General features: G+C 38.1%; 21 protein-coding genes and 1 pseudogene. 16 read left to right on the top strand and 6 right to left on the bottom strand.

All coding sequences use genetic code 11. The features are described 5' to 3' along the window. Positions 1-118 precede the first annotated feature (118 nt). Positions 119-1,612 carry a peptide MFS transporter gene (locus tag BN52_RS08020; protein ID WP_008473982.1) on the top strand — a complete coding sequence of 498 codons (1,494 nt, stop codon included), beginning with the start codon at positions 119-121 and terminating at the stop codon, positions 1,610-1,612. A 38-nt stretch (positions 1,613-1,650) separates the two neighbouring features. Here the strand turns inward: BN52_RS08020 and BN52_RS08015 are convergent, their stop codons facing one another. Next, entirely contained in the window at positions 1,651-2,862 is a 1,212-nt protein-coding gene (locus BN52_RS08015; RefSeq protein WP_008473981.1) for a L,D-transpeptidase family protein, read from the bottom strand. Positions 2,863-3,036: 174 nt separating this feature from the next. On the opposite strand from BN52_RS08015, the gene BN52_RS08010 reads away from it, so the two are divergent. Then, entirely contained in the window at positions 3,037-3,828 is a 792-nt protein-coding gene (locus BN52_RS08010; protein WP_008473980.1) for a DUF4931 domain-containing protein, read from the top strand. A 19-nt stretch (positions 3,829-3,847) separates the two neighbouring features. On the opposite strand, the gene BN52_RS08005 is transcribed toward BN52_RS08010, so the two are convergent. Then, the gene (locus tag BN52_RS08005) at positions 3,848-4,495 is read right to left on the bottom strand and encodes a hypothetical protein (RefSeq protein WP_008473979.1); all 648 of its coding nucleotides are present in this window, start codon (positions 4,493-4,495) and stop codon (positions 3,848-3,850) included. 59 nt (positions 4,496-4,554) lie between these two features. Between BN52_RS08005 and yaaA the strand changes: the two genes are divergently transcribed. Next, complete coding sequence (gene yaaA, locus BN52_RS08000; RefSeq protein ID WP_008473978.1) at positions 4,555-5,316, top strand: peroxide stress protein YaaA; 762 nt, start codon at positions 4,555-4,557, stop codon at positions 5,314-5,316. 33 nt (positions 5,317-5,349) lie between these two features. On the opposite strand, the gene BN52_RS07995 is transcribed toward yaaA, so the two are convergent. After that, entirely contained in the window at positions 5,350-6,093 is a 744-nt protein-coding gene (locus tag BN52_RS07995) for an alpha/beta hydrolase (RefSeq protein ID WP_008473977.1), read from the bottom strand. A gap of 162 nt (positions 6,094-6,255) precedes the next feature. Here BN52_RS07995 and BN52_RS07990 point away from each other — a divergent pair, with 162 nt between their 5' ends. The 4 genes from BN52_RS07990 (at position 6,256) to BN52_RS07975 (ending at position 9,214) form a co-directional block, all read left to right on the top strand. Further along, entirely contained in the window at positions 6,256-6,858 is a 603-nt protein-coding gene (locus tag BN52_RS07990) for a histidine phosphatase family protein (RefSeq protein WP_008473976.1), read from the top strand. A gap of 91 nt (positions 6,859-6,949) precedes the next feature. Continuing rightward, positions 6,950-7,474, top strand: coding sequence for a TetR/AcrR family transcriptional regulator (locus BN52_RS07985; RefSeq protein ID WP_008473975.1), 525 nt, complete (start codon positions 6,950-6,952; stop codon positions 7,472-7,474). Positions 7,475-7,476: 2 nt separating this feature from the next. After that, positions 7,477-8,538: an ABC transporter permease gene (locus tag BN52_RS07980; RefSeq protein WP_008473974.1), complete on the top strand. Its 1,062-nt coding sequence runs from the start codon at positions 7,477-7,479 to the stop codon at positions 8,536-8,538. 1 nt (position 8,539) lies between these two features. Next, complete coding sequence (locus tag BN52_RS07975) at positions 8,540-9,214, top strand: ABC transporter ATP-binding protein (RefSeq protein ID WP_008473973.1); 675 nt, start codon at positions 8,540-8,542, stop codon at positions 9,212-9,214. A gap of 62 nt (positions 9,215-9,276) precedes the next feature. On the opposite strand, the gene BN52_RS07970 is transcribed toward BN52_RS07975, so the two are convergent. After that, entirely contained in the window at positions 9,277-9,588 is a 312-nt protein-coding gene (locus BN52_RS07970; RefSeq protein ID WP_008473972.1) for a hypothetical protein, read from the bottom strand. 243 nt (positions 9,589-9,831) lie between these two features. Between BN52_RS07970 and BN52_RS07965 the strand changes: the two genes are divergently transcribed. After that, positions 9,832-10,521, top strand: a complete 690-nt coding sequence (locus tag BN52_RS07965; RefSeq protein WP_008473971.1) for a hypothetical protein — start codon at positions 9,832-9,834, stop codon at positions 10,519-10,521. 68 nt (positions 10,522-10,589) lie between these two features. Here the strand turns inward: BN52_RS07965 and BN52_RS07960 are convergent, their stop codons facing one another. Continuing rightward, positions 10,590-11,996: a C69 family dipeptidase gene (locus tag BN52_RS07960; protein WP_008473970.1), complete on the bottom strand. Its 1,407-nt coding sequence runs from the start codon at positions 11,994-11,996 to the stop codon at positions 10,590-10,592. 138 nt (positions 11,997-12,134) lie between these two features. On the opposite strand from BN52_RS07960, the gene BN52_RS07955 reads away from it, so the two are divergent. The 6 genes and pseudogenes from BN52_RS07955 (at position 12,135) to BN52_RS07930 (ending at position 16,079) form a co-directional block, all read left to right on the top strand. After that, positions 12,135-12,335, top strand: coding sequence for a hypothetical protein (locus BN52_RS07955; RefSeq protein ID WP_008473969.1), 201 nt, complete (start codon positions 12,135-12,137; stop codon positions 12,333-12,335). Between the two features lie 133 nt (positions 12,336-12,468). Further along, a complete protein-coding gene (locus BN52_RS07950; RefSeq protein WP_008473968.1) occupies positions 12,469-13,065 on the top strand; it encodes a TetR/AcrR family transcriptional regulator in 597 nt (198 codons plus the stop codon). Positions 13,066-13,143: 78 nt separating this feature from the next. Further along, positions 13,144-13,683 (top strand): NADPH-dependent FMN reductase, encoded by a 540-nt coding sequence (locus tag BN52_RS07945; RefSeq protein ID WP_008473966.1) that lies wholly within the window; start codon positions 13,144-13,146, stop codon positions 13,681-13,683. A gap of 10 nt (positions 13,684-13,693) precedes the next feature. Continuing rightward, positions 13,694-14,243, top strand: a pseudogene (locus tag BN52_RS07940) (NADPH-dependent FMN reductase). A 91-nt stretch (positions 14,244-14,334) separates the two neighbouring features. Continuing rightward, positions 14,335-15,129: a tyrosine-protein phosphatase gene (locus tag BN52_RS07935; protein ID WP_008473961.1), complete on the top strand. Its 795-nt coding sequence runs from the start codon at positions 14,335-14,337 to the stop codon at positions 15,127-15,129. Between the two features lie 17 nt (positions 15,130-15,146). Beyond that, a complete protein-coding gene (locus BN52_RS07930; RefSeq protein ID WP_040473510.1) occupies positions 15,147-16,079 on the top strand; it encodes an FAD:protein FMN transferase in 933 nt (310 codons plus the stop codon). A 66-nt stretch (positions 16,080-16,145) separates the two neighbouring features. On the opposite strand, the gene BN52_RS07925 is transcribed toward BN52_RS07930, so the two are convergent. Next, the gene (locus BN52_RS07925; RefSeq protein ID WP_008473959.1) at positions 16,146-16,682 is read right to left on the bottom strand and encodes a CvpA family protein; all 537 of its coding nucleotides are present in this window, start codon (positions 16,680-16,682) and stop codon (positions 16,146-16,148) included. Positions 16,683-16,840: 158 nt separating this feature from the next. Here BN52_RS07925 and rsmG point away from each other — a divergent pair, with 158 nt between their 5' ends. Together rsmG and noc are read left to right on the top strand one after the other, a co-directional pair. Continuing rightward, positions 16,841-17,563 carry a 16S rRNA (guanine(527)-N(7))-methyltransferase RsmG gene (gene rsmG, locus BN52_RS07920; RefSeq protein ID WP_008473958.1) on the top strand — a complete coding sequence of 241 codons (723 nt, stop codon included), beginning with the start codon at positions 16,841-16,843 and terminating at the stop codon, positions 17,561-17,563. A 15-nt stretch (positions 17,564-17,578) separates the two neighbouring features. Further along, positions 17,579-18,418: a nucleoid occlusion protein gene (gene noc, locus BN52_RS07915; RefSeq protein WP_008473957.1), complete on the top strand. Its 840-nt coding sequence runs from the start codon at positions 17,579-17,581 to the stop codon at positions 18,416-18,418. Positions 18,419-18,420 lie beyond the last annotated feature (2 nt).

Genomic DNA, 18,420 nt, shown 5'->3' with positions numbered 1-18,420 from the left:
AATAAATCCTTAAGTAATAGCGCACTTAGGGATTTTTTCTTGCCTCAATTTGACTAAAGTTGATAAAAAACCTTAAAATAATTAATTGTGTTCTAAAAAACATTAGGAAGGAAGTTTTATGAAACAAAAAGGTGATGATACGGCTTTTTTTGGGCAACCTAAAGGCTTATCAACTTTATTCTTTACTGAAATGTGGGAACGTTTCAGTTATTACGGTATGAGAGCAATCCTACTCTTCTACATGTATTATGCAGTCAATAAAGGCGGATTAGGGATGAATGAAGTTACCGCCGCTTCAATTATGGCCATTTATGGTTCGTTAGTTTATCTTTCAAGTACTGTAGGTGGCTGGCTTTCAGACCGAATCTGGGGTTCACGCAAGACTGTCTTTATCGGTGGTATTTTGATCATGTTCGGCCATATTGTTTTGTCGCTGCCATTGGGTACCGGAGCTTTATATGGCTCAATTGCATTGATTGTTGCCGGAACCGGGTTGCTTAAACCTAACGTATCAGATATGGTAGGAGGGCTTTATAGTCCGGAGGATCGTCGCCGTGATGCTGGTTTTAGCATGTTCGTCTTCGGTATCAATCTAGGTTCTGCGATTGCCCCTTGGTTAGTTCCTTGGGCTGCGGATGGCTTTGGCTTCCACGCCTTTGGCACAGAGACTAATTTCCATGCTGGTTTTTCTTTAGCAGCAATTGGAATGCTTTTTGGCTTAATTCAGTATTATCGCGGTGGTAAAAAGTACTTGGCTACCGACAGCAACAAGGCAAATGATCCAATCAGCCATGAAGAACTACAAGCAATTATCAAAAAGACGTTAATTGCAATAGTCTTATTAGCAATTATTTTAATTGTGATGTTTATGTTGGGCCAACTTAACATTAACAACATTATTTCATTGATTACGATTTTGGCGATTGCTATCCCAATTTACTACTTTGTAATCATGCTTCACAGCGACAAAGTTACCAAGGTTGAACGTTCACGGGTGTTAGCTTACATCCCTCTGTTTATTGCTGCAGCAATTTTCTGGGGAATTGAAGAATCAGGTTCGGTTGTTTTAGCGCTATTTGCGGAACAAAGAACAGTATTACATATTGGTTCATGGCATTTTGCGGCCGCTAACTTCCAGACTTTGAACCCAGTTTTCATTATGATTTTGACACCAGTCTTTGTTTGGCTTTGGGGTCACTGGAAAAAACAGCCAACTGCGCCAAGTAAGTTTGCAATCGGTTTAGTTTTTGCTGGTTTGTCTTATGCTTGGATGGCTTTGCCGGGGATGCTTCACGGTACTGATGGCCGGGTTAGCCCATTTTGGCTAGTTGGTTCTTGGTTTATTGTCGAAATCGCAGAAATGCTGATATCACCAATTGGTTTGTCAGTTACGACGAAGTTAGCACCGAAAGCTTTCCAATCACAAATGATGAGTATGTGGTTCTTAGCTGATGCGACAGGGCAAGCAATTAACTCGCAGATCGTAAAATACTATTCTGCTAATACGGAAACTCAGTATTTCTTGATTGTCGGCTTAGTTAGCGTGATCTTCGGAGTAATCATGATGATTTTAAGTAAGAGAATTCACGCTTTGATGGCAGGAATCGATTAATTACAGCATAAAAAGAGACGAGCCGTAGCTCGTCTCTTTTAATATACAATTACAGGTTCATTTTTAATTACATTGTTCCAAACGCTCTTGATTTCACTTGGCTTAATGTTAACACAGCCATGTGATCCACCTTTGAGGTAAGCTGTTTTTGACCAATCAGTCCGCCAGCTTGCATCGTGTAAGCCACATCCGCTCAAAGTGAATGGCATCCAATATTGCACTTTGGAAGCATATTTTGAACCGTCATCATTGTAACCACGCAAAACGCTTGGAGATTCCTTATAGTGAATGTACCAAACACCAGTTGGAGTCCGATCGGTTTTGTCTCCAGTTATCGTACCCGTTACGACGTCAGTTAGATGAACAGCAACTACGCCTTTGCGAACGATCCACAACTCTTGTTTCTTCAAAGAAACTACGATGTAGTTTTCACCAATGCCATGATTCTTTTCGCCGTAGCCATGTGGATAAGTGCTGTAGCCTAAACCGTAAAGGTAATTTTCACCTTTTAATTCTTTTGTGCCATTAGCAAAAGCTGCTTCAACAGCTTCTCTTGCCTTTTTAACGTAAACGCCCCAGCCATAGCTTTCATTTTTAACGGTAATTGTTTTACCATTAACTGATTTTCCTGATGGGACAGTAAACTTATAGCTCTTTTTAAGGGTAGTATTTTCTTTGTCGATTTGATTCAATTTAGCAGTTAACTTCTTAACGTCGTAATATTGGATCTTACCATTTTGGTAGCCAGCATGCGAAACTAGCTCACTTGCCTTTAAATCATAGCTATTGCCAGCGACTGTAAATTTTAAACTAGCCTTACTTAAGGCATTAAGCCTTGCCTTGGCAGTAGATAAAGCTTCTGATTGGTAATTGTAAGATTTATTATTTGGACTAGTAGTGTGTTGCAATTTAAAGTACTTTTGTACCTCAGCCTTACTAATGGTAGGTTGTTTATTGTTGCGTGATAATACTATCTTATTATTCACCAATTCAGCAGTGTTTTTTGCTTTTTGGTTGATCTTAGCTGTAGCTTTAGCGACTGTTAAATTGCCAACTTTGACGCCATAGATTGTAACGTTAGGGTTGAAGTGAGTAACAGCAAATTTGCGTGCTGCTGCTTCATTTCTAACTTTTCGATTGTGAGCAACCACTCCGAAAATTAAACCTAATGCTAAAACTAAACCGATTAAGACTAAAATTATACTATTGCGGTTGTTTTTCCGCTTACGAATGCTTCTTCTTGATTCCATAAACTCAGTCCTTGGTGCTGTGAATGTTACTTGTGGATATTTTTCTAGTAACTTTTAGCTTATCATCTGTAAAGGGAATAGTAAAGAAGGGCGATTTAGTTAACAAACAAGATACTGGATTTTATCGGTAAAATTGGCTAAGGTAAAAGTAATTTGATTTAAAGAAGGAAAAATATGAATAATGATCCATTAGTATTTGAATTGCAGGTTGCTAAAAATAAACCCCATTCTTATCGCAAAGATAAACCTAAAACTAGGTGTCCTTTTTGTTATCCAGAGGACTTGACTGATATTTATCGTCAAGAAGGGGAATGTATTTGGCTTCATAATAAGTTTCCAACTTTGCGTGACACGGTGCAGACAGTATTGATCGAATCAAGTGACCATTTGGGTGATTTGCGGATCTATGATCAAGAGCAGTTACATCACTTAATGCGGTTTGCGACTGATTGCTATTTAGATATGGTAGCCAGTCAAAAATACCAGACAGTTCTATGGTATAAAAATTATGGTCCCCATTCTGGAGGCTCTTTAGTTCATCCCCACATGCAACTGGTCGGATTAGAACATGAAGATGGCTACAAATATCTTCATGCTAACAATTTTGAAGGCTTGACTTTATTTAGTTCACCGCAAGTTGAAGTTAATATTGCTGAGCATCCGGTTCAAGGATATATTGAATTGAATATCAATGCCCTAGAATTAACGGATCTTGATCTTTGGTCAGATTGGATTCAAGCTGGTGCTGGCTATGTCTTAGAAAAACTCTATCATGGACGGTTCGATTCCTACAACTTATTTTTCTATCCTCGTCCTGATGGTGGCATTTGCGCTAAATATATTACTCGTTTTAATGCTTCGCCATATTTTGTTGGTTATAAGCTTTCACAAGTAAATGATGAAAGCAGTCTGCAACATGAAGCAGCTGGCTTTTTAGCTTATTATCAAGCAAAAAAGCAGAACTAGCTTTTTTAGCTAATTCTGCTTAAAACTTAGTTTCGCCCAAATCATCTTCTGGACGGTGGGCTTGGATACGTAAAACGTTCCAAGAAAATTCGCGATCAGGTGCAATTAAAGTAATCATTAACTTGCCATCTTCAAAAGTGAAGGCTTGCTCTACTCGATTTTCTATCCAATCGACCCGAGCTGGTGCTTGCTCAAGGCCCGTAACAGTAATTGTTTCTGGTAATGGTGTTTTTAAGAAAACATATTCTTGGTAATTAGCATGGCGATTCTTTAAAATGTGACCATGATCACTTACAAGATTGCTAATTTCGCCTTCGTTGAGGGCATGACCGAACATATGCATCCAATCGTTAAGTTCGGCAAAAAGTTCTTGGCTAGCTTCAGAAAAAGTGCCATCTTCGTTGACAGGAATATCAATAATAGTAGTTTTTCCTTCGAAACGGTTGGCAACTAATTCATCGATAACTGAGGCAAATGAATTCAAGTGTACGCCCTCAGGATCAGCAATTAAAGCAATAGTATATTTTTGGCAAGCTGCTGCTAAAGCTTCGCTGCCACTAACAGCGCGAACACCAATGTTACGAGCAGTTTTAACTAACAGATCAGCATCGAACTTATTAGTTTGCTGTAAGTCGAAATTTAAAATGATTGCAAAATCTGGATTCATGATAATAGGGTCCTCTCTATTGTGAACTAGAAATAATTCTAACTTAAAGGAGCACTTTTGTGAAAATAATTATCTCACCGGCGAAAAAAATGATAGTTGAGCGCGAAGCTTTTCCGGTGCTATCAACGCCACAATTAATACCTGAAGCTGAAATTTTGTTAAAGCATTTAAAAAGTTGCACGCATGACCAACTGCAAAAAATTTGGGTAGCAAGCGATAAGATCGTAGCTGAAGGCCAACGACAGCTGGAAGCCTTTAGTTTTACCGACAATTTAACGCCAGCAGTCATTGCCTATCAAGGAATTCAATATCAATATATGGCAGCTGATGTCATGACCAAGCCGGCATTGCAGTATCTACAAGACCATGTATGTATTTTATCAGGTTTATATGGAGTTTTGCGTCCTTTTGATGGTGTTAGTCCATATCGCTTGGAAGTAAAAAATAAGCTGCTTGGCTACAAGGACAGCAATTTGTATCATTTTTGGGGAGACAGAGCTGCTGATTTAGTGTTTAAGGATGACGACTTGGTAATCAATCTTGCGTCAAAAGAATATTCGAAAATGGTCTTCCCATATGTGCATGGTTCGCGTAAAATGATTACGATCGATTTTGAGGAACGAAAAGCAGGACAATGGAAAACGGTTGGCGTACATGCCAAGATGGCACGAGGAGCCATGACCCAATTCTTAGCTGAAACCCAAGTACATGACTTAGATACGCTACGTACATTTAACGATTTTGGTTTTAAGTACATCCCAGAAGCCAGTACGGAGACAAATTATGTTTTTCGGACTGAACATGATTTTAAGCGCAGATAAAAAGCAGGCTAACGATTAGTCTGCTTTTTGCGTTTAGAAGTCGGTTTTGAGAAAATCAGTAGCTAACTTGCAGGCCTCAGCTTGAAATTCTCCGGTGAAGCTATGGTCGCCATTGGCAATTTGGTGTAGTGATGCTTGTTGATAATAGTCGAGATATTTTTTACCATATTTAGGATCGACCACTTCATCATGATCGCCGACAATAACAGATACTGGGCCGGCAAAACGACCTGCGATTTCATAGATAGGGAGCACTTGTGCGGTTCGTAAGTAGAAACCACCTAATTTTTTATCGCGCAAGCGGACAGTTTCAGGGATGTGGTGCGGATCATAGATTGAACCTTGAGTGTTGCCATTGAGCGCATCGTCTTTTAAGCTGGCTGCTGGTGCCAACAAAACAACGCGTTTGATTAAATCGGGGTATAGACCAGCAAGCATAGAAGCAACCACGCCACCTTGAGAATGTCCCACTAGAAAAATATTACGTACATGAGGATCGGTATGAACGTAATCTAAAATTGCTTTTGCGTCTTCGATTTCATTAACCACGGTCATATTTTTAAATTCACCATCCGATTCGCCGTGACCGTTAAAGTCAAACCGAACGCTGGCAACATTTAAATCGCGTAATTCATCGGCCAATTGTTGCAACAGAGGCGTATTGCGGTTAGCCGTAAACCCATGCATTAAGATTGCCATATCATAAATTTCGCCAAATGGTTCTACTCTATCACCGACAAGAGTAAGGCCATCGCGTTGAATAGTAATTCGAGCCATATGTAATACCACTTTCTATTGGTCTAGTTACTATTATTGTAATTCAAGAAAAATTATCGAACAATAATAATAGATAAATCGTAAGAAATTTATAAAAATAACTATTTATAGTAAAATTTGTATAAGAATATATATTAGCTAAAATGGGGAAAGAGGCAAAAAATGGAAATAACTTTTGTTCGTCACGGCGAAACTAACTTAAACAAGGAAAATCGGATTCAAGGTTCAGCTACTAACTATCCACTTAATGAAGCGGGAGAAGCTTATGCGCGCAAAGCTGCAGCAGCATTTGATCCTGAAGCCTATGATATTGTTTTTGTCAGTCCGCTGACTAGAGCAAAGCAAACGGCGGAAATTTTTACTAAAGGCAAGCAAGAACTGCACGTTGAGCCACGTATTACTGAATTTGATTTTGGTGAATGGGATGGAGCATTGATTAGCGAATTAAAGCAAGCTCATCCTGATGCTTTCGATGAATGGAATAAGGTTAACGAGCGCTACTTACAATATGCTCCTAGCGGTGAAAGTTTTGAGCATTTGGCTGAACGCTGCCAAGACTTTTTAAATGAAGTGATTGCTAAGTATCCAGACGGCAAGGTATTAGCCATCTGTCATGGCAGTCTGATCAGAATGTTAGCAGCTTGTTTAGTCGCTCAAGGGCAGATGGAAAATTTCCAGACGATGGACAACTGTGCGCTGGCTAAGTTTGAATGTCATCCTAACAGTGCTCGCATGTTGTTTTATAATCGCATTTTAGCTAAGTAAAAAAGATAATCAAAAACATTGACAATATGTCACCGTGCTGTTAAGATAATTAGCGTTAAGTGACATGTCGTCACTTACGAAAGGATAAAAAATGGTTAAATCAACATTTTTAAATTTGCCAGAGGCAAAAAAAGCACGAATTACAGAAGTATTATTAGAGGAATTTAGTACGTACCCTTTAACGGATGCTAAAGTTAGTCGCATCGTAAAAGATGCAGAGATTGCTCGAGGAGCCTTTTACAAGTACTTTGATGATTTAACAGATGCTTATCTATATATTTTTAGAATAGCCATCAAGGAAATTCACGCTGGGTTCAGACCTAATGGTAAGTTTAATCCTGAATTTTTCTATCAAAGCGTTAAAGATTTTGTGGAAAAGACACAGAATAGTCGTTTTCAGCCATTGATGAAATTACATATGTTGCGCAATGAAAGCGTACTAGGAGTAATGCAAATGAGTCCTAAAAACTCATTGAAGTTGAATCCGGAATTTTGGGTTGCAATGGTGTTAAGTCATGATACGATTAATGCTTGTTTCAATGATCCTGAATTGTCAGATGAATTCCTTGATCGGTTAAAGAAGAGTTTAGATTTAATCGATAAAGGGATGAAATAGCTTTGTTTTTAGCATTTAAAGAAATTAAACACGAGAAGTTGCGTTACGGCTTGATCGTTTTGATGATCTTGTTGATCAGCTACTTAATTTTCATGTTGTCCTCGCTAGCAATTGGCTTAGCTGATGAGAATACTGAGGCCATTGAATCATGGCAGGCACAAAAAGTTGTTTTGAATAAAAATGCCAATATCAGCATGAGTCAATCGATTTTGACCAAAGATGATGTTGCTGCAGCTGATTTGACTGAGAATGAAGCATTTGTTGGTGAAATGTCAGTAGTTGCTAAGTCAAAAAAGCGGACTTCAATTTCAGCACAATTTTTAGGCGTTAAGAGCAATCAGTTTATTTATAAGAGTCAAGAATTGGTTGCCGGACGCAAAGCTAAGAATCAACATGAAGTAACTGTAGATGAAGCTTTTAAACAAAAAGGTTATCATCTTGGTGATAAGTTGAAGTTGAATGATTCTAAGCAAGAGTATAAGATTGTTGGTTTTGTTAAAAATGCCAAAATCAATATTGCACCAATCGTGTATGGCAGTCTTGCTACTTGGAAAAAGTTACGGGTAGCGATGCCTAACGTCGTAGCTTCAACGATTATTTCTAAGAATGCTAATTATAAGTTCAATCATAAGAACGCCAAGACTTATGAATTAAAAACATTCATTAATAAGTTGCCAGGTTATACTGCCCAGAATATGACTTTTGAAATGATGATTGGGTTCTTGATGATCATTTCATTGATCATTATTGCCGTCTTCCTTTATATTTTGACCATGCAAAAGATGCATAACTATGCAGTAATGCGGGCTCAGGGAATTCCTACTAAGACTTTGGTCAATGCTACGATTAGCCAAGCCGTAATTTTGGTATTAAGTGGCGTGCTGATTGGGTTGATATTGATGGAATTAACTACTATTGCTATGCCACCAGTAGTTCCAATGAAATTTACGCCATTGATTATGATCGTTGGTGTAGTGGGAATGTTGGTAATGGGAATTATCGGAAGCTTAATTCCTGTACGTTCAATTTTGAAAGTAGATCCAGCAAAGGCAATAGGTGAATAAGATGGCAACAATTGAATTATCTGATGTAAAGAAAATTTATGGTAAAGGCACTGCTCAAGTTACAGCTTTGAAAGGGATTGATTTTCAAGCCAATAAAGGCGAAGTTGTTTTAATTATGGGACCTTCTGGTGCTGGTAAAAGTACGTTTTTGACGATTGCTGGTTCTTTGCAAAAACCAAGTTCAGGTAGCGTTAAGGTTGATGGCGAGGAAATTACAAAGCTATCGGCTAAAGCTACGAGCAATTTACGTCTCAATAAGTTGGGTTTTATTTTGCAAGCCTACAATTTGGTACCTTATTTAACGGTTGAAGATCAATTTACCTTGGTTGATAAAGTGAAAAAGCAAGGAAATTTGAGTCGCTCAGACTTGCATCAGTTGCTAGAACAATTGGGCATTAGCAATTTAGTGAAAAAGTATCCTAATGAATTATCTGGGGGACAGCAACAAAGAGTTGCGATTGCCCGTGCGCTATATGCTGATCCCGCAATTATTTTGGCTGACGAACCTACTGCATCACTAGATAGTAGCAATGTTAATGAGGTAGGACAGTTATTTGCGGAGATGGCAAAAAAGCGTGACAAAGCAGTAATTTTGGTAACACACGACCCGCGTTTGGAAAAATATGCCGATCACATCTATGAAATGATGGATGGGATGCTAACTAAGAAGAGATAAAGTAAAAGCCAAGTAGCTCTGAAAATGAGTTGCTTGGCTCCTTGCGTGAGTAGCAATAATACTTACTTGTTTGCTCGCTTAACGAACAGTTCTAGAGTGATAATTACCATTAAAATAATGATGAAACCAATTGGTATTGGTAAAAGGTTTATAGAAAGCGAGAAGTTACTTTCTGCATTTGAAGCAGGATTGATTACTGCTATTAGTACGACAATGGTTGAAAATAGGTCTCCGATAAAGAGTAAAAGTTTATCTTTTAAGGGAACCTTTCCATAATGTGCTTTTTTTAGTAACTTAAATATTTGCTTGCTATAAGTTACGACGATTATGTGAACAAATACTAGCAATCCTGACATGATTGGACTTAAGGCCATATGTACCACCTGATTTCAAGCCTATAACTATGTACTTTACAGTTACATTTTACCCTATATAGGGGGAAGAAAAGCAGGAAGAATTTTCTGCTGCGATAGCTTTTTTATTGACTTAGTGACTAAAGCGAGTATTATTTTTGTCAAAATATTTATTGCATGGAGGGATGATTATGATTTGTAACAATTATCAACAAGGCCGATTAGGTAGGAAGATTTAATTTACATAGTACGAGAGGTAAGAGTATGGTAGAAAATGAAGAGCATCAAATCCCCGATAGCCTTTTGAAGGATGAGGATCATCTTGATCTTAGTAAATTTACCAAAAGAGTAAATGGTCAAACGCGCCAAGAGCCAAATACTGGCCATATTATCGAGCGAACCACAGGGTATCCTGATGATAAAAAAGAATTGCATCTGAATACAGTGGAATGGACTAAAAAGAATGGGTTACTTGCCTATCTTTGGTCACATACCCAACAATATAGAGTGATTTTAGGTGTTGATGGTTATCCTGATGATAACAAAATTCAAGAATACATTGAAAGAAGATATGCACCAAAACTTGCCGAAAAGATTACCTTCATTGCATTTTTGTTAATGGGAAAATTTAACTACGAAATTTATTATCACTCAGATGATGCCCCTATTGGACCAATAGATGATCCAATGGTGCCTTATACTAAGCTGAGCGAAGATATAAGCATGGAAGAAGTGGAAGAATTATTTAAAAAGGCAATGGTAGATGGATCAGGAACTATCGAGATTTTATTCACGGATGAATATTATTGCCAATTTTTATTGGAAGCAACTGACTCACTGTTGGTAACTTTTTATAACATGACGGAACAGCAACAAAAATATGTTGCTGAATTGCTTGATAATGAGGGCTTGTCTGCCCGATTAATTACAGATCCGCCAGAACCTGATTTATAGTTTTTGAGTGAAAAAATAAACAAATACCCGATTCAATTATGTTTGTGACATTGAATCGGGTATTTTGATTATAAATTAGGATCCATTTGGAATTTCAATGGTGAGTCGGCAGTCTGCATCGTGATTAACTGTGCATTTAAATCTTGGAAAAGTTTAATTGCGCTGTTGGCCATGGCCTTGTTAGCTTCATTAACGATTTCCAATTGCTTTTCTTCAGACTCAGCTTTTTCTAAAGCTAGATCGGCTTCATGACGGATTTTGGTAACTTTTTGTCTAGCTTGGGTCTGTACGTTAGCCAAAAGCCTACCGTATTTACCCCAATCACGATCAACCAAAGTGCTGGCAAGTTTAAATACCCAGTAAGCTGAATTTGGGGAGTAGGTTTCCTTACCATATTTATACATAGTGGGAACGATCGTTCCTTGTGGAAAGAAAGGAATATAAACGCTTTGACCACCGATGCCCATTGCTAGCCAGTGATACATTCTGTCGCCATTTAATTCTAACAAGTGAGATTCTTGCGTAGTAGCGACTCCAATTGGTCTGAACGTTGCATTAGCACGGTTCTTTGGATTAGTTAAATCATATGGCGTATTTTGATAGTGGTTGGTTAAAACACCTTGGGCAGCTTGAATTGAAATTGGACGATCAGGTTTACGAATAAATGGTAGTTCAAAACTTTGAGCTTCTTGTGCTACAGATGGCGTCAATAATTTTTGTCCCATCCAAACTCGAGGAGTGTTGTAGTGTAAATCGCTATCTGATTGAGTACCAAAGATTTCTCTAAAGTTAAAAGCTTTGTCTTCAGGCCAAAGTTGATTTTGCTTTACAAATTCTTGAATTCCAGTTGAAAAAAGAAAGCTATCGCTGTCAAAGTCAATTTCTTGAATGGAAAGTTGGTTGGCAACAACGGCATAAGAGTCATCAGGGATGCGCATAGCTACCCAGTGGTGTCCAGAACCGATTTCCATGTACCAAGCTTCATCACGATCCGCAAATAGCATTCCGTCAGCTTCAGCTGCTCCATGTTCTTCAACGATTTTTCCTAAACGTTTAACGCCTTCACGAGCGGTTTTAATGTAAGGAAGTACAACCGTGATCATGGCCTCTTCAAGAATTCCCTTGTCTTCGTCAAAAGGATCAACCGCTAATACGCGTTCGTTACTATAGGCGCTTTCGGTAGCACTCATTGCCACATGATATTCATTAATGCCATCTTCTTCAAAAAGACCATACTTGTCTGTCCATTCAGGAGTTGATGAATAAGCAAATTTAGTAGTGGGCAAATCAAGTTCAAATTTATTAGCTTTTGATTTAAAGTGATTGTCTGCAACTCCTTCGTGTTGATTGAAGGCAAGATGCTTAGGCCAAGCAGTCTTGGCGTCTTCGTTACGGCCGATAATTACGCTTCCGGTAAGTGAAGCAGCTTTACCAATTAAAATTGAAGTACATGATGATCGAGAAATTTTTGTCATTGATTAACCTTTCTTAGTAAAAAAACGTTTTTAATTGAAAAAATTTGTTAGAATAAAGATATCACTAATAATTTTAACGTGTACTGTATTCTAAAACAATTTGTTTAACTGTGATTTTAATATAGTGGGAGAAAAAAGATGGAAAAAAAGCGAATTAGAATCGATGCCGACCTAAATCAAGGTCAATTAAACATTCAATTTTCAGATAACTTAAATGATGAAAAAGAACGTGGTTATATCCTGTCAGCAGCCTTTTTCTCATATGCCGTAAACCAAGGGGTAACTAAAGATCAAGTTATTGAAATGGTAAATAATTATTATGAAGGACTCGACAAGTAAGATTAAATGTACATATACGCAATAAAAATTATAGTTTAAAAACTTGTAATTGTTATTTAACCAGGCTAATATATTGGATGATAGATAAATAACAGTTTAGCGAATAATATTTTATTTGTGGAGAAGATGTGCAATGGCTAGAAAAAAAGAAATTAGTAGAGAGAAAATCTTAGAGGTTGCTTATAAGATGGCCATTACAAGCGGTATGGATGGGATGACTGCGCGTAGTATTGCGAAGATGGGACATTTTTCAACGCAACCATTGTATCTTGAATTTGAAAATATGGAAGAAATCAAGAATGAAGTCTTGAATCGAATCTCTAAAGATCTTCAAGAAGACATTCTACAAAAGGAGTTTACAGGACAACCATTAATTGACTTAGATCTTTCATATATTACTTATGCTGAAAAACACACCAAGTTGTTTAAGGCAATGTTTGTCGATGGTAAGTTCGGAAGCAAAGTTATTGCCAAAGCTCTTAAAGAGTTAGGAATTGAAAAATTGCAGCTCCAATTTCCAGATGCTGATTTCGATCAGAAAAAGATTGAACAGATCGTTACTGTTAACTGGATTACTACAATTGGAATGGCTGCCTTGATTGTTAATCAAATTGCTAGTTTTAGTCAGGAACAGATTGTTAATGTTTTGAATGCTCAAGTTCACGAAGCAATGGTGAATGATGATTATGCGTTAGATAACAAGAATAATCCATTGGCTGTAGAAGACTAGTGTTTGATTAATTAAGCGGTAACATTAGCGAAGCTAAAAGTATATAATAGTACTGTGTAAAAATGAAAGGTGGTTATTATGAAAGTTTTAGCAATCTCCGGTTCAAATGCTGACAGATCATTTAACATGGGCTTATTGAGATACATTGCCAAGCATTTTGCCGATAAATATGATTTTGAAATTGCAACCGTTAAAGGATTGCCAATGTTTTGTGAAGGGGTAGAAGCACCGGAAAGCGTCTTAGCTTTAAGTCAAAAGATTGAAGCTGCCGATATGGTTTTGATCGCTAGCCCTGAACAACAACACTCAGTAGCTAGCTCGCTTAAGAGTGCCCTTGAATGGTTGTCAAGCGCTACTCACCCATTTAAGGGTAAGCCAGTAGTTATCGTTTCAACCTCACCTATGCCTCAAGGTGCTGCTCGTTCACAAACTCGTTTAAAGAGTATTATGACTGCACCAGGTTTCAGTGCTAAGTTGTTTGAAGGCGATGAATTCATGATGGGATTTGCACCAAAGCAATTCGACGAAAATGGTGATCTCGTAGATGAAGGTACAGTTAAATTCTTAGGTCACTTCTTCGATGAAGTTGATGAATGGTACGCACAGGTTACGAAATAGGGGTGTCATGATGAAATTATTAGCAGTTGTTGGTACTAATGCACCATTTTCATACAATCGTTTTTTAGCACAGTTTATCGCTAAGCGCTACGGCGAAAAGGCTGAAATTGAAGTCAAAAGAAATTAACGAATTAAAGCCATTTTCAAGATCTGAAGAAGCAGATGAAGTAACCAAGAAGTGGATCGAAGATGTTAAAGCTGCTGATGGTGTGATTTTAACCACGCCAGAATATGACCACGGTATTCCTGCTGCGCTTAAGAGCGCTTTGGAATGGTTGGGATCACATGCTGGTCCTGACGTAATGAAGATGAAGCCAGTTGCAGTCGTTGGTACTTCTTACGGAATTCAAGGTGCATCAAGAGCTCAAGAAGAAGCAAGAGAAATTTTGTTGTCACCTGATATGACTGCCAATGTTTTGCCAGGAAACGAAGTTTTAATCAGTGGAGCTGCTGGCAACTTTGACAAAGAAAGTCACGAATTGACTAATGAAGCTTATGTCAAGCAATTGGATGCGATGATGGATAATTTCCTCGCATTTGTGGAACAAACTAAGAAATAATTTTTGCGTGTTGTTCTAATTCAGTTGTAAAATGGAGTCTAAGACCTTTTGTCTTGGACTTTTTTTATTATGTTTAAAGGGGATCCAGTTAATGAATCAACCAATTGTTTTACCACTTAGTACAGTTCGCAATCCACGCGATTTAGGTGGCTATATTGGCGCAGATGGACGAAAAATCAAACGCCACCGCTTAATTCGATCAGGCAAGATTCATGATCTTTCAAGCGAAGATAAAAATGCACTGCAACAATATGGCTTGCATACGATTATCGATTTGCGTTCACCATTAGAACGTAAGACTTACCCAGATGATCCAATTGCGCATACGAAACATTATGATTATTCTGTTTCCACTGAAGACAACACTTCAGGAGGAACTAATGATATCGAAGCTGCTTTTGCCTTGTACCGCAAGGATCAATATGCTGGCTTTAAAATGATGTGCAATCGTTACCGAGATTACGTTCTAAAAGAGCATGCGCAACACTCTATGCATAAGATTCTAGAACTTTTGGTCAATGCCCGTGAAGGTGCTACCTTATATCACTGTTCTGAAGGAAAAGATCGCACGGGTTACGTGACTTTGATTTTGCTTTATATTTTAGGTGTTGATTTGGAAACGATTCGTCAAGATTATCTCTGGTCGAATTATCTTCTGACAGATTATCGAGCAACTCGCGATCAAATGTTTGCTAAGCGTGGCGAAAACTTGAATTTTAGAGCAAATATGCGAACTTTGGGCTCAGTTATGGATGCATTTTTGGATACGACTTTAATTACAATCGATCAAGAATTTGGCGGTCTTGATCAATTTATCAGTGAACAATTAGATGTAACTCCTGAACTGAAGGCAACTTTAAGAGAATTATATTTAGAAAAGAACTAGTTATGGATAAAAAAGCAATCATAAAAGACCTAGCATTAACACAACGAATTGGTCATCATCATGCCTTAGGAACAGCAATAACCTTGCAGATCTATGGCATGAAGGACGATTATGTAATTAACAAGTCATTTGAATTAATCGATCATTATGAGGACCTTTTGACAGTTAACCGAGATGTTTCAGAAGTGATGGATGTAAATCATGCAGCTGGTAAAGAAGCAGTCCAGGTAACTCCTGGTACTTACGGCTTAATTAAGTTGGCTGTTGAAAAGAGTCGTGAAAACTTTGGCTTCAATGCTTTAATTGGACCAGTCGTTAAATTGTGGCATATTGGTTTCAAAGGCGCTCATGTTCCCACTGATGACCAAATTAAGGAGAAGATGGCTTTAATTGATCCAGCCAATGCAACTCTTAATGATCAAGATCAAACGGTTTTCCTTACCAAGAAGGGAATGGAGCTTGATCTTGGTGGGATTGCTAAGGGTTGGATTGCCGATCGCATCAAGGATTATTGGTTGGCTTGTGGCGTTAAGTCAGGAATTATCAACTTAGGGGGTAATATTTTGCTCGTAGGCGATTCGCCAAAAAGACCCAGTGGTAACTGGGCAATTGGGGTGCAAGACCCTAAGGCAAGCCGTGGGGGCAATATTACTTCCGTAATGGTTCAAGAATGTTCTGCGGTAACTAGTGGTACTTATGAGCGCTACTTAGTAGTTGATGGCAAAAAGTATCACCACTTGATCGATCCAAGAACTGGGTATCCAGTTCAAACTGATCTAGCAGGGGTAACGACTTTTACTAAAAAGTCAGTTGATGCTGAAATTGAATGTAAGCGACTATTTTTTGCAGGACATCCGATTCCTGGTTGGCATGATAATGTCAACCGAATTGGCGCAGTTTTTGTCTATGCAGATGAACATGTAGAGTATGACAACTTTGGCGATCGTTAGGATCATCAATGAGGCATATAAAAAGATCAAACCGATTATTAAAGATTGGCTTGATCTTTCTTTGTGTTAAGCAGCAGTTCGAGAAATATTGAAAATGCTGTTGAAAATTCCATTTGATAGACCTGGTGTATCGTAAATAATAAAGCGCAACAAACTAGAATCAATTGTTTGTTGGATAAACCACTGGTTTTGCAATGCATTTAGCATTGATAAGACTACGTAAACAAAAAAGTAGCCGGCAATTAACGATGCTGCTGCCCCTAGAACACTATCTAAGATAGAACCAAGATTAGTCGCATGAGGATTTTTGCTTGGCATCCAGCTTTTGAAAATCTTAACGATCATGCGTCCAATAAAGAGAACAATAAAGAAGGCTAAAAAGCGATACAGCATCAGATTGGTTTCTACTGTTAAATTAGTTTGAACTTGGTGACCAGTAAATTCTAAATATAACCAATTACCTAACGGATTTTGTAGAAAAATTGCGGTAATAAAGACAATGGCACCGAAAATCAAGTTGACGATATAACGGGTGAAACCTGTTTGATATCCTTTATAAGCTTGTAAAGCTAAGTAACATAAAACAATCAAAGTTACGATCATAAGTTTTTTCTCCTTTCCAATATTATACCGTATTTTTTCCTAATCTAGTCTTTGACGATTGGGCTAAAATACTTCATAATTGAAGGGATGATGTACTTTACTAATGCTGTATTTGGCGTAGAATTAGAAAGTGTGAAACACGGTTTCACGGGTGAGAGATGAATCCAGAAGAATTTGTAAACGAATTAAATAAGCATAATATTGCTATATCTGAAGAGCAAACAAAGCAATTTGCCCAATACTTCACCCTTTTGGTGGAGACTAATAAAAACGTCAATTTGACTCGGATTACGGATCAAAATGAAGTTTATTTGAAGCACTTTTTTGATAGCATAACGCCCTTAATAACGGTTGCTTCTTTATTTACCGAGGGAGCAAGAATTTGTGATGTTGGTGCGGGAGCAGGTTTTCCCTCAATTCCGCTAAAAATCCTTTGCCCTGATTTGAAAATTACGATTGTCGATTCGTTAGCTAAGAGATTAACTTTTTTGAAAAATCTTAGTCAAGAACTAGGGTTAAGCGATGTTGAGTTAGTACATGGAAGAGCAGAAGATGTTGGCCAAAATCAACTTTATCGCGAAAAATTTGAAATTGTTACTGCTAGAGCTGTAGCTAACATGACGGTTTTGAGCGAATATTGTCTGCCATTAGTACAAACAGGTGGCTTCTTCGTGGCTTTAAAAGGACCAAAGGCACAAGAAGAGCTTGATGATAGCCAAAAGGCAATTCAAGTTTTAGGTGGTCAGCTGGAGAGTGCAAAAGAGTTGACTTTACCCGATAGTGATGAAGAGCGTAGTATTGTGGTGGTCAAGAAAGTCAAGGCCACGCCAAAGAAGTATCCTAGACAAGCTGGAATGCCCCGGCGTAAACCTATCCAATAGTAAAGGAGCAGAAAGATGGCTTTTTTTTCATTTAATAAACATCGTGATGAATTGCCTAAAGAAAAGCAGATCCATGATCTGCCATTAAGTGAACTAGTTGCCAATCCTTACCAGCCACGTAGACAGTTTTCTGAAGAATCAATTAATGAGTTGGCACAAACACTCAATAAAGAGGGCTTGTTACAGCCAATCGTGGTAAGACAGAAGGCAGAAAAGTATGAAATTATTGCAGGTGAAAGACGTTTCCGTGCGGCACAAGCATTAGGTTGGGAAACAATTCCTGCAATTATCAATAATATGAGCGATGATCAAGCTGCTTCGCTGGCATTAATCGAAAACTTACAGCGGGAAGATCTTAATCCAATTGATGAAGCCCAAGCATATAGCAACTTGATGCAGCTCAATAATTTAACGCAAGTTGAATTGGCGAAAGAAGTAGGAAAGTCACAATCTTATGTCGCTAATAAACTGCGTTTGCTTAAATTAACGCCCAAAGTGCAGTCTTATTTGGCTAGCAAGCAAATTACGGCGCGTCATGGTCGAGCATTAGTCGGTTTAAGTGAAAAAGATCAGGGACGCGTCTTGGACGAAATTTTAGCTAATAATTTAAATGTCAAAGAAACTGAGGCGATTGCTGTCGACGTCGAAGGCTATTTTGCAAGAAAAGCCAAAGATCTTGCCATTAAAGAACGTAAGAAGCGTGTAGTCAACCGCATTCCTAAGGACTTAAAAGTTCAGATTAATACAATCAAGCAGGCCATCAAATTAGCCAAAGAATCTGGAATTAAGGTAAGAGTGGAAGAAAATAATGATCCTGATGATTATCGGATCACGATTGAATTAAAGAGAAAGTAAGG

The sequence above is a fragment of the Lactobacillus gigeriorum DSM 23908 = CRBIP 24.85 genome (genome assembly GCF_000296855.1).
Taxonomy (GTDB): Bacteria; Bacillota; Bacilli; order Lactobacillales; family Lactobacillaceae; genus Lactobacillus; species Lactobacillus gigeriorum.
Note: the sequence above shows the minus strand (reverse complement) of the source record. Positions and strands in the feature narration are given on the sequence as shown.

Bases quoted from the DNA above. Each gene is read 5' to 3' on its own strand.
- BN52_RS08020 (WP_008473982.1), top strand. From the start codon at position 119: ATGAAACAAAAAGGTGATGATACGGCTTTTTTTGGGCAACCTAAAGGC.
- BN52_RS08015 (WP_008473981.1), bottom strand. From the start codon at position 2,862: ATGGAATCAAGAAGAAGCATTCGTAAGCGGAAAAACAACCGCAATAGT.
- BN52_RS08010 (WP_008473980.1), top strand. From the start codon at position 3,037: ATGAATAATGATCCATTAGTATTTGAATTGCAGGTTGCTAAAAATAAA.
- BN52_RS08005 (WP_008473979.1), bottom strand. From the start codon at position 4,495: ATGAATCCAGATTTTGCAATCATTTTAAATTTCGACTTACAGCAAACT.
- BN52_RS07995 (WP_008473977.1), bottom strand. From the start codon at position 6,093: ATGGCTCGAATTACTATTCAACGCGATGGCCTTACTCTTGTCGGTGAT.
- BN52_RS07990 (WP_008473976.1), top strand. From the start codon at position 6,256: ATGGAAATAACTTTTGTTCGTCACGGCGAAACTAACTTAAACAAGGAA.
- BN52_RS07985 (WP_008473975.1), top strand. From the start codon at position 6,950: ATGGTTAAATCAACATTTTTAAATTTGCCAGAGGCAAAAAAAGCACGA.
- BN52_RS07975 (WP_008473973.1), top strand. From the start codon at position 8,540: ATGGCAACAATTGAATTATCTGATGTAAAGAAAATTTATGGTAAAGGC.
- BN52_RS07970 (WP_008473972.1), bottom strand. From the start codon at position 9,588: ATGGCCTTAAGTCCAATCATGTCAGGATTGCTAGTATTTGTTCACATA.
- BN52_RS07965 (WP_008473971.1), top strand. From the start codon at position 9,832: ATGGTAGAAAATGAAGAGCATCAAATCCCCGATAGCCTTTTGAAGGAT.
- BN52_RS07960 (WP_008473970.1), bottom strand. From the start codon at position 11,996: ATGACAAAAATTTCTCGATCATCATGTACTTCAATTTTAATTGGTAAA.
- BN52_RS07955 (WP_008473969.1), top strand. From the start codon at position 12,135: ATGGAAAAAAAGCGAATTAGAATCGATGCCGACCTAAATCAAGGTCAA.
- BN52_RS07950 (WP_008473968.1), top strand. From the start codon at position 12,469: ATGGCTAGAAAAAAAGAAATTAGTAGAGAGAAAATCTTAGAGGTTGCT.
- BN52_RS07945 (WP_008473966.1), top strand. From the start codon at position 13,144: ATGAAAGTTTTAGCAATCTCCGGTTCAAATGCTGACAGATCATTTAAC.
- BN52_RS07935 (WP_008473961.1), top strand. From the start codon at position 14,335: ATGAATCAACCAATTGTTTTACCACTTAGTACAGTTCGCAATCCACGC.
- BN52_RS07925 (WP_008473959.1), bottom strand. From the start codon at position 16,682: ATGATCGTAACTTTGATTGTTTTATGTTACTTAGCTTTACAAGCTTAT.
- rsmG (WP_008473958.1), top strand. From the start codon at position 16,841: ATGAATCCAGAAGAATTTGTAAACGAATTAAATAAGCATAATATTGCT.
- noc (WP_008473957.1), top strand. From the start codon at position 17,579: ATGGCTTTTTTTTCATTTAATAAACATCGTGATGAATTGCCTAAAGAA.